This is a genomic window from Paraburkholderia jirisanensis (assembly GCF_054782355.1).
In genome coordinates, this window is sequence record NZ_BAAGSQ010000033.1 from 253587 (window position 1) to 266061 (window position 12475).

Below are 12475 nucleotides of genomic sequence, written 5' to 3' on the forward strand. Positions count from 1 at the left end.
TGCATGGCGGCGAACCGCCGGTGGATTTAAAAAGATCAGGCGGCCTTTGCCGACGGCAGCCGCGACACGAGCCGCAGCGACACGGTCAGACCTTCGAGCTGGTAATGCGGCTTCAGGAAAAACTTCGACGTGTAATAGCCCGGGTTGTCCTCCACTTCTTCGACCACCACCTGCGCGGCCGCCAGCGGCTTGCGCGCCTTGGTTTCCTCGCTGGAGTTCACCGGGTCGCCGTCGACATAGTTCATCACCCAGTTCGACAGCCAGATTTCCATCTGCTCGCGCGTGCTGAACGAGCCGATCTTGTCGCGCACGATGCACTTCAGGTAGTGCGCGAAGCGGCAGCACGCGAACATGTACGGCAGGCGCGCCGACAGATTCGAATTCGCGGTGGCGGCCGGATCGTCGTATTCTTCGGGCTTGGCGACCGACTGCGCGCCGATGAACGCGGCGAGGTCGGAGTTCTTGCGATGCACGAGCGGCATCAGGCCCATCTTGTCGAGTTCGGCCGAGCGGCGATCGGTAATCGCGATCTCGGTCGGGCACTTCATGTCGACGCCGCCGTCGTCGCTCGGGAACGTATGCACCGGCAGATATTCAACCGCACCGCCCGACTCCACGCCGCGAATCCGCGTGCACCAGCCGTAGTGCTTGAACGAACGGTTGATGTTCACCGCCATCGCGTAGGCCGCGTTCTGCCACGTGTACTTCGCCGAATCCGCGCCTTCGGTGTCTTCCTCGAAATCGAACTCGTCGACCGGGTCGGTTTTTGCGCCGTACGGCAGACGCGCCAGCGTGCGCGGCATGGTCAGCGCCAGGTACTTCGCGTCGTCCATTTCGCGCAGCGAACGCCAGCCGGCGTAATCGGGCGTCGTGAAGATCATGCCCAGATCGCGCGGGTTCGACAGCTCGCTCCAGCTATCCATGCCAAGCAGGCTCGAGCCGGCCGCGGCGATGAACGGCGCATGCGCGGCCGCGGCCACCTGCGAGATGCCGCGCAGCAGTTCGATGTCCTGCGGGCCGTGGTCGAAGTAGTAGTCGCCGATCAGGCAGCCGTACGGCTCGCCGCCGAGCTGGCCATATTCTTCTTCGTAGATCTTCTTGAACACCGGGCTCTGGTCCCACGCGATGCCCTTGAAGCGCTTCAGGTTCCTGCCGAGCTCCTTCTTCGACACGTTCATCACGCGGATCTTCAGCATCGCGTCGGTTTCGGTATTGGTGACCAGATGATGCAGGCCGCGCCATGAGCCTTCGAGTTTCTGGAATTCGGCGTGGTGCAAGACCTGGTTCAGCTGTTCGCTGAGCTTGCGGTCGATCTCGGCCACGTACGCATTGATGGTTTGCGTCAGGTCGTCGGAGACGATGTTCGAATCGCGCAGCACGTGCTCGGCGAGCGTGCGCACCGCGGCTTCTACTTCCTCTTTCGCGCGCTCGTTCTTCGGCTTGAATTCCTTGTTCAGCAGCGCTGCAAAGTCGCCGCCCTGGGCGCTTTCGGTGAGCGCGCCGTGCTCTGTCTGCTTCTGGGTTTCCATGTTCGATGTCACTCCTGTTCGGTTGCGGCGTCGTCAGCCTTGGGGGCGGCAGCCAGCGACTGCAGCAGCGCCGGATCCTTCAGCGCCTGCGCGATCAGCTTCTCCGCGCCGGCCTTGCCGTCCAGATAGGTGCCGAGGTTCGCGAGCTGGGTGCGCGCCTCGAGCAGCTTTGCGAGCGAATCGACCTTGCGGGCCACCGCGGCCGGCGAGAAGTCGTCCATGCTCTCGAAGGTGATGTCCACTTCGAGATTGCCCGAGCCGGTCAGCGTATTGGGCACGGTGAAATTGACGCGCGGCTTCATCGACTGCATGCGGCTGTCGAAGTTGTCGACGTCGATCTCGAGCGCCTTGCGCTCTTCGATCGGCGGCAGGTCGCCCGCATTCGCGCCGGACAGATCCGACATCACCCCCATCACAAACGGGATCTGGACTTTCTTCTGCGCGCCGTACAGCTCGACGTCGTATTCGATCTGCACACGTGGCGCCCGGTTGCGCGCGATGAATTTCTGACTGCTCTGTTTGGTGGCCATGCGCTTATTCCTTTGGGATGCGTAGGATTGAAAGGAGTCGACGGTTGAGCGTGCTATGGGTGCGCCAAAATCGTCGAGCTTGCCGGATGCTGCGTTGCCTCTGCTGTCGTCATGTCGGTCCTCGTCTCGCTGGGTTCGCCATGAACCTGCAACAGGCAGTGCGGCGCGGCAAATCTGGTTTTGCTACCGGGTGCGCTTGCGAAGCGCGACTACCCGACCCTGCTAGCGGAACAGGTTGTCCGCATCGGTTAGCGGCACATTGGCGCGGCGCATACGCTCGACGGCCTGCTTGACCTTGCTTTGACTGTGAAAATACGGGCTCATCCAGTACGGCGCGGAGATCCCGTCGTGGCCGGAGGGCGTCGCGGCGTCCGGCAACGCGCCGGTGGGCACATAACCGCGCGTCTGACCCGGCTGCGGGTCCGGCAATCCAAGCCGCGTGCCCTCCGCGATTCGTTGCTGCGCCTGTTGCAACGCTTGCTGGCTTTGCCGTGCCGCGCCCATCACTTCGAGCACCAGCGGCACCACCGAGTTATGGATCGCAATCTCGCATTCGGAACAGCTCGCCCACGCTGCCGGCCGGTACTTTTCCGGCCACGATGACTTCACCACACCCGCCAGGTCGCCGCCTACATGCGTGCGCCCTTCAGCGATCACGGTCTGGGTTCTGCCGCCGTGGTAACGCTGTTCGTCCGCGCGCCAATACTTGAACGAATAGTTTTGGGCAAAAAAGCAATGAAGATCCTGAGCGAGTTGCAGTTTCACTGCACCGGCGAAGTTATTGCCATGCGCGCCGGCCATGCCGTAGTTCTCCAGTGTGAAGAAGCTGTAGTCGTCCCGATCTTCGGCACGGCTGCCCACCAGATTTCTGGAGATCCACCCGGCGTCGCTCGTGACATGCAGCAGGCGCGTGCCTTTCTGCAAGATTCCAACCGGCACGTGACGGATGAAGTCGTTGAGGTTGCGCCGCTGCAGCGGCGGGCTCTCGCCGTTCACGCCACTGCGCCGGTACAGTGCCTTCTTCCAGTCGCCGGTAACGAGGCTGCCGTTTTTCAGCACGAAGCCGCCGGGCTGCGCATCTTTTGCGTCGCTGCCCGCGAACATGCAATCCCTGCAACCATCGCACTGCTGATTCAGGTTTTGAGTTCCGAGCCGATCCGAAGACACGATATAAGGCAGATCCATCCACTGCTCCCTAATGAAAATTGGCGTAACGTCAATGCAAGGATCGATGGCTTCGCCCGATTCGATGGCCTGGCCCGTTCGACAACAGTTGATCGCGCCCATTCATTCCATCCGCACTGCCGATCAGGCCGTATTGCACTTCGCCCCGGCTCGCGCCGGCACGGGTCGCATTCGCATTCCGTGCCACTAGAACAGAGCGACAGGGGCTTCTATTCCATCAATCATGAAACCGGTTCTCATGCATTTGCGGTGTGGTCCGCGTGCGTGCGCGGGCGATGCTGGTCGAAGCGAAGTTAGCCGGCCGCGCGGAACCGTTCCGCAAAGCCGAACCCGTCGCACGCAAACGCAGATGCGAAGAAATAGCCACCCATACGAACTCAACGCACCTGCAGTGAGATCGATTGCGCAGCGCTGCAGGGCCAATGCGAAGCGTGGAATAAGCAGGCGAGCCTGACTGTTGTATTGAACACAGCGCACATGCGATATGTGCGTCGCTACCGGCCCGACAAAACTTTCAAGGAGATGCTTCCGAATGGGATTCAGCATGCCCGCGCGCCTTCTGCTGTTCGGACTGTTGGCCATCGCTTCGCATGCGCACGCACAGTGGGCGCTCGTGCAGGCCGATGCGCCGGCGCGCGCGATTCACGATACGAGTCGCTACGTGCCGCAGTCCGGTCAGCGTTTTGCGCTGAACGACATGATTGAAACTTCCGCGCAAGGCGGCCTGCAACTGCAGGATCCCGAGGGCAACGTCGTGGCGCTCGGCGCCGACACGCAGGTGATGTTGACGCGCGATGCGCATGTCGTACTGCTACGCGGCTGGCTCAAGGTGCTGCATACCTGTACCGGCGCACGCCCGCGCTGCGCGATACCGGCGATCGACACCGTGCGGCTGCGCTATACGCCGGCCAACGGCTCGGCTGCAGTGATTGCCGCGTCGCCTGCCGGATATCCGCAAGCGGATGCGGTATTCGTCGAAAGTGGCACGCTGACGCTGCTGTCGCTTGCGCCGGCATACGGCAGCAAGGTTGCGCCGGCGCAGTTGCCGATGCATCAGTTCGCGGTATGGCGCGCGGCGAGCCCGGCGCTCGTGGTGACACCGAGCCCGGATCCGGCGTTCGTCGCCGCCATGCCGGTGGCGTTTCGCGACGCGTTGACGGCGCTGCCGCTGCCCGCGGCCCCAACATCGGCAGCGACAGCAGCGGCAGCGCAGGAAAAACCGCTCCCGGTCGACTACGACGATATCGCCGACTGGCTGAATAGCCCGCTCGCGATTCGCACCCAGCCGGGCACGCGCTTTACCGAACGCTTTCGCACGCGGCTCGCCGACCCGGCGTTTCGCCGCGCGATCGACCAGCACCTGGGCACGCTGCCCGAATGGCGTGCGCTGCTGTATCCGCCGCCTGCGCCGCCGCACCATGCGACTGCGGCGCCTTCTGTTTACCGCTCACTATCGAACCGCCCATGAAGCTGTCGCTCGCCATCAAATTCAATCTCGTGTTTATCGCGATCTTCGCGATCGGGCTGATCGCAGCCGGCTTTGTCGCAGATCGCGTACTGCAGCAGCAGGCGCTCGACGAAACGAAGCACGATGCCGACGTGCTCGCGAGCGCGGCCAGCGCGATGCAGAACTACACCGCGCAACACATCACGCCGCTGCTCGCGACGCAGATCAAATATTCGTTCGTGCCGGAATCGGTCCCGGCGTTTTCCGCCATCGAGATGCTCAACACGCTGCAGAGCGCGTTTCCGAACTTCTCGTACAGGTCGACCATGCTGAACCCGACCAATCCGCGCGACCGGCCCACCGACTGGGAAACCGAGGTCATCGCGCATCTGCACGATCATCCGGAGCTCAAGGAAGTGACCGGCCAGCGCCGCACGCCGGGTGGCGTGCAACTGATGTTCCTCGCGCGGCCGAGCCGCATCAACGATTCGGCCTGCCTGCAATGCCATAGCACGCCGTCCGCCGCACCGCGCACGATGCTCGACAAGTACGGCCCGGCCAACGGCTTCGGCTGGACCATGCACGACGTGATCGGCGCGGAGTTCGTGTCGGTGCCGATGTCGCAGTCGATCGCGCGCGGCCGCGCGGTCTGGCGCAGTTTCATGCTGGCGTTGAGCGCGGTGTTCGCGGTGGTGCTGGTGGTGCTCAACGTGATGGTGCATTTTCTGGTCACGCGCCGGCTGCAGACACTGTCGCGCGCCGCCGACGAAGTGAGCCTGGGCAAGCTCGACGGCGTCGAACTGCCGACCGGCGGCGGCGATGAAATCGCTTCGCTGGCCGTATCGTTCGGGCGGATGCGCACGAGTCTGGTGGCAGCCTTCGAAATTCTCGACGAACAGCATTGAACCCGCCACGCGAGAAACCGATGCCCTTTTCAAGCTCCACGTTGCCGCAGAAAATCGGCCGTTATCGGGTCGAGCGTGTGCTTGGTAGCGGCGCGATGGGCGTCGTGTATCTGGCCAACGATCCGCATATCCAGCGTCAGGTCGCGCTGAAAACGATACGCAGCGAGCTGCTGCGCGACCAGCCGGCGCATGCGGACGCCGAACTGCCGGCGCGCTTTGTCAACGAAGCCCGCGCCGCCGGGCGGCTCGTGCACCCGCATATCGTGTCGGTGTTCGACTATGGCGAAACCGACGGCATTGCGTATATCGCGCTCGAATATGTGCGCGGCGAAAACCTCGCCGAACGGCTCGCGCAGCATGCGGGCAGCGGCACCACGATCCCGCTCGCGCGCGCGCTGGTGTGGTTCGCGCAACTGCTCGACGCGCTGTCGTATGCGCACGAAGTCGGCGTGATCCATCGCGATATCAAGCCCGCCAATCTGCTGATCGCGCAACGCGGCGAATGCAAGGTGACTGACTTCGGCATCGCGCAGCTCGACACCGGGCGGCTCACGCGCGCCGGCATGATGATCGGTACCCCGAGCTATATGTCGCCGGAGCAATTCGCGGGCAACGAAATCGACGCGCGCAGCGATCTGTTTTCCGCCGGCGTGGTGCTCTATGAAATGCTGACCGGTGCGTGCCCGTTCGCCGGCGCCCCCGCTGCAGTCATGCAGCAGGTGATGAACGAGATGCCCGCCGCGCCGTCGACGCGGGTGGCGAGCCTGCCGGCCGAGCTCGATGCGATGGTGCTCAAGGCGCTCGCGAAACACCCGGACCAGCGCTATGAGTCGGCGCAAAGCTGGCGCATCGCCGTGCTGAGCCTGCTCGATACGCTTGCGACGAGCGGCGATCCGGATCATACGGTGCTGGTGGCGCCACTTACGCGTGCCGCTCTGGAACCGCCGCGTGCGGCGGCGGACCAGTCGCTTGCGGGGACCACCGCGGCCGCGGCAGGCGCCACGCCGGTCGTCTGGCCGCGCGAGTTGCTCGCGCAACTCGAGGCCGCGCTCGCCAGCCATGTCGGGCCGGTCGCGTCGCTGCTGGTGCGGCGCGCGGCGGCACAGGCCGGCGACTCGCAAACCTTGTCCGCGCAGCTGGTGCGGCATCTGCCCGACGACGCGGCGCGCCGCAAGTTCGATGCGCTGCTCGAACGGCATGCCGCCGCAGCCAGCGACGCGGCGACGCGCGTGATGCCGCTTGCCGATGCGGCGCGTGCCAACCACCCCGCGGGCAATACCGCCGCGAGCGCGACACTGCTGGATCAGGCGCAAGTGGATGCGGCCGTGCGCCAGCTGGCGACCCACCTGGGGCCGATCGCGCGGATCGTCGCGGCGCGTGCCGCGAAGGGCGCGGATACCGCAACGTTTTATGCGCGCCTCGCCGACGCGCTGCCTGCGTCAGCCGATCGCGATCAGTTCTTGCGCGCGCTCGATGAGCCGCCGGCGGACCCATCGCGTTGATTTGCGCCGGATCGCCGGATGCCGGTTCGGCGATCTGTCGATCCGTCGATCCGCCGCGAAACCAGAACCCGGCCCAAGCTCGGACCAGGCCCGGCCTTTAGTCCTTCGGCGCGCTTTCGAGCGCGATCTGCAACACCAGCGCGGTCATCGCCGACAGCGGTCGCCCGCGCCGCGTAATCGCGACGATGCGCCGTCGCATCAGCGGGTGTGCGATCGGAATGCCGACCAGCTGGTATTCGAGCAGCAGCTTCGGCGGAATCAGGCTCGGCAGAATGCAGTGGCCGTGGGTCAGCGAAACCAGCTTGAGCATCGCGTCGACGGTTTCGACTTCGGCCGCCACGCTCGCATCGAACGCGCGCGTATGCAGCATGCGCCGCAACGCGTAGCTGGCCGGGAACATCACGAGCGGCGGCGTCTGCTGGTCCAGCACGACGCTCGCCTGTTGCGCGAACGGCGAGCCTTGATGCACCACGAAGCACATGTCTTCTTCGAACAGCGGCGTGATTTCCAGTGCGTCGGACGCCACCGCAGAATCGTAGACGAAGCCGATCTCGGCCCGCCCCGCTTCGACCAGTTCGACCACGCCCGGCGAGCTGCGGCCGAGCAGCGACACGTTTGCGTGCGGCCGCTGCGCCATGAAGCGCGCCAGCACCTCGCCCATGAAGTAATAGCTCAGCGTGTGGATCGTCGCGACGTTCAGGCTGCCGGCGGTAATGCCGTGCTGGTCGCGTAGTTGCAGCACCGAGTTGTCGATCAGCTGATACGCCGAGCGGGCCGCTTCCAGCAGCTTCTGGCCCGCCTCGGTCGGCTCGACGCCGCGCCCATGGCGCACGAACAGCGGCTGGCCGATATAGCTTTCGAGGCTGGCAAGCTGGCGGCTCAGGCCGGACTGCGTCAGCGAAAGCGCGTCGGCCGCGCCCGACAACGATTTGTAAGTTGCGATCTCGACGAACAGGCGCAGTTGATGATCGAGGTTGCCTTTCATGTGGAATCCTGTGCGCGACGCATGGCGGCCGGCGTCATGGTGTCACGGCGCAAGCGTGCGCCCCGCGCGATTCTACGGGCCGGTCGAACCCCTGCCAAGCTGGCTGACGGCGCGGATGGCGGCGGCGTGCCGCGGCGGCCGCAGACGTGCAAGGACGAGAGGCCGTGTAACGACGCACGGGCAAAGCACGGGCGACGCAAGGCAAGCATGACGACGCGCGACGCGGCGGACCGCGCGCCGCGCGCCTCCGCCGACTGCCGCGCGCCCGTGATGCTTACTTGACCGGAAACTCCTTGTGCCCGCCGAAGCCGAAGCGCATCGCCGACAACATCCGCTCCGCAAACGACTCCGCGTCACGCGAGCGGAAGCGCGTAAACAACGCCGCGGACAGCACCTGCGCCGGCACCGCCTCTTCGATCGCCGCTTCGATGGTCCAACGGCCCTCACCGCTGTCGGCCACTTCAGTCGAGTAACCCTGCAGCTGGCCATCGTGCGCGAGCGCGCCGGCGGTCAGATCGAGCAGCCACGACGACACCACGCTGCCGCGCCGCCACACTTCGGCGGTATCGGCCAGATCGATGCTGTAGCGCTGGTCTTCGGGCAGTTCCGGCGCGTTCTTGTGCTTCAGGATGTTGAAGCCTTCCGCGTAAGCCTGCATCAGCCCGTATTCGATGCCGTTGTGGACCATCTTGACGAAGTGCCCCGAGCCGACCGGGCCCGTATGCATATAGCCGTTCTCGACACGCGCATCGCGGCCGTCGCGGCCCGGCGTAGCCGGAATCTCGCCGCGTCCCGGCGCGAGCGTCGCGAGGATCGGGTCGATGCGTTGCACGGTCGCCTGATCGCCGCCGATCATCATGCAGTAGCCGCGCTCGAGCCCCCACACGCCGCCCGAGGTGCCGACGTCGACGTAATGCAGGCCCTGCTCGCGCAGTTGCACCGCGCGGCGAATGTCGTCCTTGTAGAAGCTGTTGCCGCCGTCGATGATCACGTCGTCGGCGCTGAGGAGTTTGCGCAGATCGTTCAGCGTGTCTTCGGTGATCTTGCCGGCCGGCAGCATCAGCCAGACCACGCGCGGCGCGGCGAGCTTCGAGACCAGATCGGCCAGATCGCTCGCGCCGGTGGCCCCCTCCTTCGCGAGGGCGTCGGTCGCCTGCGGACTGTGATCGTAGACCACGCAACTATGTCCGCCCCGCATCAGACGCCGCCCAATATTGCCGCCCATACGCCCGAGGCCCACGATACCGATTTGCATGATGTATCTCTCCTTTGCGGTTGAGTTTGTCGCTGACGAAACGCCTGCCCGGTCGCGTCAGCATGACAGACTGAGCAGCACGAACCGTGCGCCGGCGCGCGGCACACCGAACCACAGGATACGCGCGCCGCGGCGCGAGCACAGCGAGGTATTGCCGGTCCCGGCAGCCGCCAGGGGTGGAGTCGTACCGATTTCGCGCCGCAAGCCGGTGTCGACCTTGCGCCCGGCTCCTTCACGCGATCCAGCCCTCATTGGACGCGCCCTGCATTGCGCGACGAACACGCGAATTGCGGACCACACCTGCAACGCGCCCGTACCCGGGCTTGCGCCACTCAAAACGCGCGTCGTTCAGATGATCAGCCGCGAAATCTTCGAGCCTTCCAGCGACACGCCCGCCATCAGCCCGGCGTTGGTCATCACGATCGCTTCGACCGGGCTGGTCGCGGTGGAGGTATCGACATTGCCGTTTGCGCCGATCTTCAGCACCGCGACCGTCGCGTCGACGCCGGCGGCCCAGCCCTGGCTGCGCCTGAACTCGTCGAGCGCGTCCTGCGTCATGAACAGCAGCACGATCGCCTTCGACTGCGCGCCGATCTGCAAGCCGAACGACGCCGCGGTAATGCTGTAGTAACCGTTGGTCTGCCCGTCGACGCGTAATGCGCCCTGCCCGTACTGTCCGCCGATCCAGAAGCCCGCCGAGATCACCGATGGAAACACCAGGATGCCGCGCGACTTGCCGACCAGCTCGCGCGAGCCCTGTACGGTCTCGTACATGCGCGTGACGGTCGCGTCGACATCGGCTTCGATGGTGCGGCGGCGGCCCGCGTTTGCGCCATCGGAGTTGTCCGACGAAATCGGCGTGGTGGTGCAGGCAACGAGCCCGCCTGCGGCGGCGAGCGCCGTGGTAGCAGCGATGAATCGGCGACGGTGCATGCGCTTTCCTCCCTGTAACGCGAGTCGATGGATCGGTCCGTGCGCCATTCGCGACGCACGAATACCGGCCACGTTACTTGTGCGCATCGCCGGTGGCAAGTCGTGACACTACGGGAGGGGATGCCAGCAGACGCTTGCGACGGGGTTACGCGTTCCAGTCCGGCGCAAACGGCGGCTGCACATAGCGCTGGTCTTTCGGCAGCCCGGCGATCGCTGCGCGGTCTTCGTCGTCGAGACGGATACGCAAGGCTTCGAGGTTGGCGCGCTGGCTTTGTGCGCGCTGCGCTTTCGGGATCGCGATCACATCGTCCTGATCGAGCAGCCACGCCAGCGCGATCTGCGCGGCGCTCGCGCCGTGCTTGTCGCCGATGCTCGCGAGCAGCGGGTCGCCCGCCGCGCGGCCCTGCGCGAGCGGCGCGTAGGCAACCAGCGGGATCTGCTTCGCGCGCAGATAGTCGAGCATGCGCGCCTGGCTCAGGAACGGGTGGTACTCGACCTGCAGGCACGCGATCGGCGCGCCGACCTCGTCGACCGCCGTCTTCAGTTGCGACAGATTGAAGTTGCACACGCCGATCGCGCGCGTGCGGCCTTCTTCTTTCAGCTTGATCATCGTCTCGAGCACGGCCGGCAGGTTCATGTCGGGCGACGGCCAGTGCACCATGAACAGATCGAGATAATCGAGCTTCAATTGCGCGAGGCTCGTATCGAACGAGCGGCGAATCGCGTCGGGCTGCAGGCTGTCGTGCCAGACCTTGGTGGTCACGTGCAGGTCGCCGCGCGCGATGCCCGAGGTGGCCAGCGCAGCGCCGACTGCCGCTTCGTTCTGATACATCATCGCGGTATCGATATGGCGATAGCCGAGCTCGAGCGCGCTTTCGACCACCGGCTGGCAATCCATGCCCCGCATGCGGAACGTGCCGAAGCCGAGCCGCGGGATGCGGATGCCCTGGGTTTCGATCGCTTCCATTACTGCTCCTTGAACTTGAAAAAGTGGCGTGACATGGCAATGCAACCGGTTCCCGCACAGGCCAAAGGCGGGCGCCAGTTGCGGCATGCGCCACTGTCGCACTTCAGCACCGGTGAATAAAGTACGCGCCGTTCAAATGACCCGTGATTAAAATCACGAATCATGCGACCAGGAGACATCAGATGGGATTCGACAGCCGGCTGCTGTCAGGCGTTACGGTGCTGGCGGCCGTGGCCGAGAGCGGCAGCTTCGTGCGGGCCGCGGAGACGCTCGGGCTGTCGCCCTCCGGCGTGAGCCGCGCGATCGGACGGCTCGAAAAGCGCATCGGCGTGCGCGTGCTGGACCGCACCACGCGTTCGCAGACCCTGACCGACGAAGGCCGCAGGCTGTACGAAGCGGTCGGCCCGCACCTGCTCGGTATCGAGGAAGCGGCCAGCGCCGCGTCGGGTTCCGTCAACGCGGTGCTCGGCAAGCTGCGCGTGAACATCGATCCGTTCTTTTCGCGCACGGTGCTGGCCAAACGCCTGCCGGAGCTGCTGCGCCGCTATCCGCAACTGTCGGTCGAGCTGATCATGCGCGACGCGGCCGGCGACCTGGTGGCCGACGGCTTCGATCTGGCGGTCCGTTTCGGGCCGCCGCCGACGGGCACGCTGGTGGCCCGCAAGCTGCTCGACACGCGCGTGCTGACGGTTGCGGCACCGGCCTATCTCGCCGGGCACGGCGTGCCGCTGCGTCCCGAGGACGTCGCGCGGCATCAGCGGATCCTGTTCTACAACCCGGTCACGGCCAAGCCGTTCGAATGGGAGTTTCATCGCCACCGGCAACGCGTGCAGATTCCCGCGGCGGGCCGGCTGCTGGTGTCCGATGTCGATACGATGCTGGTCAGCTGCACCGCGGGCGCGGGCATTGCGCAGATCATGGACCTCGGCGTCGATCATCTGATGGCGGCCGGCGCGTTGACCGAGGTGCTGCCCGACTGGCAGGAGGAGCGCTTTCCGCTATATGCGCTGTACCCTTCGCGGCGGCACCAGGCGGCGAAGGTCAATGCGTTCATCGATTTCTGTCTGGAGACGCTGGCGCCGACGCTGGCGGGGGATCGTGCGCGCAAGGCGGTGGTGCAGAAAGTGGCGGGGAAAAGGCGTTGAGGGGTGGTGCGCTGGGGTCGCGTTGGGGTCGCGTTGGGGTCGCGTTGATATCGCGTTGGGGTGGCGTCGGGGTCGCGTTGATAGCGCGTAAG

At 65.3% G+C, this 12475-nt stretch carries 10 protein-coding genes and 1 pseudogene; 4 read left to right on the top strand and 7 right to left on the bottom strand.

The features are described 5' to 3' along the window. Nucleotides 1-35: 35 nt before the first annotated feature. The 3 genes from tssC to ACYVNQ_RS33190 all read right to left on the bottom strand — a co-directional run bounded on the left by tssC (nt 36) and on the right by ACYVNQ_RS33190 (nt 3346). The gene (tssC, locus tag ACYVNQ_RS33180) at nt 36-1529 is read right to left on the bottom strand and encodes a type VI secretion system contractile sheath large subunit (protein ID WP_460909084.1); all 1494 of its coding nucleotides are present in this window, start codon (nt 1527-1529) and stop codon (nt 36-38) included. A gap of 8 nt (nt 1530-1537) precedes the next feature. Beyond that, nucleotides 1538-2059 (bottom strand): type VI secretion system contractile sheath small subunit, encoded by a 522-nt coding sequence (gene tssB / locus ACYVNQ_RS33185; RefSeq protein ID WP_460909086.1) that lies wholly within the window; start codon nt 2057-2059, stop codon nt 1538-1540. 222 nt (nt 2060-2281) lie between these two features. Beyond that, nucleotides 2282-3346 (bottom strand): hypothetical protein, encoded by a 1065-nt coding sequence (locus ACYVNQ_RS33190; protein WP_460909088.1) that lies wholly within the window; start codon nt 3344-3346, stop codon nt 2282-2284. 430 nt (nt 3347-3776) lie between these two features. Between ACYVNQ_RS33190 and ACYVNQ_RS33195 the strand changes: the two genes are divergently transcribed. Genes ACYVNQ_RS33195 through ACYVNQ_RS33205 form a run of 3 tightly spaced genes read left to right on the top strand, consistent with a single transcriptional unit; the run spans nt 3777 to nt 7098 of the window. Continuing rightward, nucleotides 3777-4712 carry a hypothetical protein gene (locus tag ACYVNQ_RS33195; protein ID WP_460909090.1) on the top strand — a complete coding sequence of 312 codons (936 nt, stop codon included), beginning with the start codon at nt 3777-3779 and terminating at the stop codon, nt 4710-4712. Then, on the top strand, nt 4709-5596 hold the full coding sequence (locus ACYVNQ_RS33200) for a c-type heme family protein (RefSeq protein WP_460909092.1): 888 nt from the start codon (nt 4709-4711) through the stop codon (nt 5594-5596). The genes ACYVNQ_RS33195 and ACYVNQ_RS33200 overlap by 4 nt, the downstream gene beginning before the upstream one ends. A gap of 20 nt (nt 5597-5616) precedes the next feature. After that, nucleotides 5617-7098, top strand: coding sequence for a serine/threonine-protein kinase (locus ACYVNQ_RS33205; protein WP_460909094.1), 1482 nt, complete (start codon nt 5617-5619; stop codon nt 7096-7098). Between the two features lie 97 nt (nt 7099-7195). Here ACYVNQ_RS33205 and ACYVNQ_RS33210 read toward each other — a convergent pair whose 3' ends face one another. The 4 genes and pseudogenes from ACYVNQ_RS33210 to ACYVNQ_RS33225 form a co-directional block, all read right to left on the bottom strand. Beyond that, nucleotides 7196-8083: a LysR family transcriptional regulator gene (locus ACYVNQ_RS33210; protein WP_460909096.1), complete on the bottom strand. Its 888-nt coding sequence runs from the start codon at nt 8081-8083 to the stop codon at nt 7196-7198. Nucleotides 8084-8357: 274 nt separating this feature from the next. Continuing rightward, nucleotides 8358-9353: pseudogene (gene gnd, locus ACYVNQ_RS33215) on the bottom strand (phosphogluconate dehydrogenase (NAD(+)-dependent, decarboxylating)); the annotation flags it as partial. Nucleotides 9354-9686: 333 nt separating this feature from the next. Beyond that, nucleotides 9687-10271 (bottom strand): BPSL1445 family SYLF domain-containing lipoprotein, encoded by a 585-nt coding sequence (locus ACYVNQ_RS33220; RefSeq protein WP_460909098.1) that lies wholly within the window; start codon nt 10269-10271, stop codon nt 9687-9689. 145 nt (nt 10272-10416) lie between these two features. Then, nucleotides 10417-11238 carry an aldo/keto reductase gene (locus ACYVNQ_RS33225; RefSeq protein WP_460909100.1) on the bottom strand — a complete coding sequence of 274 codons (822 nt, stop codon included), beginning with the start codon at nt 11236-11238 and terminating at the stop codon, nt 10417-10419. A 182-nt stretch (nt 11239-11420) separates the two neighbouring features. Here ACYVNQ_RS33225 and ACYVNQ_RS33230 point away from each other — a divergent pair, with 182 nt between their 5' ends. Further along, a complete protein-coding gene (locus tag ACYVNQ_RS33230) occupies nt 11421-12383 on the top strand; it encodes a LysR family transcriptional regulator (RefSeq protein ID WP_460909103.1) in 963 nt (320 codons plus the stop codon). Nucleotides 12384-12475: the final 92 nt, after the last annotated feature.

Bases quoted from the DNA above. Each gene is read 5' to 3' on its own strand.
- ACYVNQ_RS33225 (WP_460909100.1), bottom strand. From the start codon at position 11,238: ATGGAAGCGATCGAAACCCAGGGCATCCGCATCCCGCGGCTCGGCTTC.
- ACYVNQ_RS33205 (WP_460909094.1), top strand. From the start codon at position 5,617: ATGCCCTTTTCAAGCTCCACGTTGCCGCAGAAAATCGGCCGTTATCGG.
- ACYVNQ_RS33200 (WP_460909092.1), top strand. From the start codon at position 4,709: ATGAAGCTGTCGCTCGCCATCAAATTCAATCTCGTGTTTATCGCGATC.
- ACYVNQ_RS33230 (WP_460909103.1), top strand. From the start codon at position 11,421: ATGGGATTCGACAGCCGGCTGCTGTCAGGCGTTACGGTGCTGGCGGCC.
- tssB (WP_460909086.1), bottom strand. From the start codon at position 2,059: ATGGCCACCAAACAGAGCAGTCAGAAATTCATCGCGCGCAACCGGGCG.
- ACYVNQ_RS33210 (WP_460909096.1), bottom strand. From the start codon at position 8,083: ATGAAAGGCAACCTCGATCATCAACTGCGCCTGTTCGTCGAGATCGCA.
- ACYVNQ_RS33195 (WP_460909090.1), top strand. From the start codon at position 3,777: ATGGGATTCAGCATGCCCGCGCGCCTTCTGCTGTTCGGACTGTTGGCC.
- ACYVNQ_RS33220 (WP_460909098.1), bottom strand. From the start codon at position 10,271: ATGCACCGTCGCCGATTCATCGCTGCTACCACGGCGCTCGCCGCCGCA.
- tssC (WP_460909084.1), bottom strand. From the start codon at position 1,529: ATGGAAACCCAGAAGCAGACAGAGCACGGCGCGCTCACCGAAAGCGCC.
- ACYVNQ_RS33190 (WP_460909088.1), bottom strand. From the start codon at position 3,346: ATGGGCGCGATCAACTGTTGTCGAACGGGCCAGGCCATCGAATCGGGC.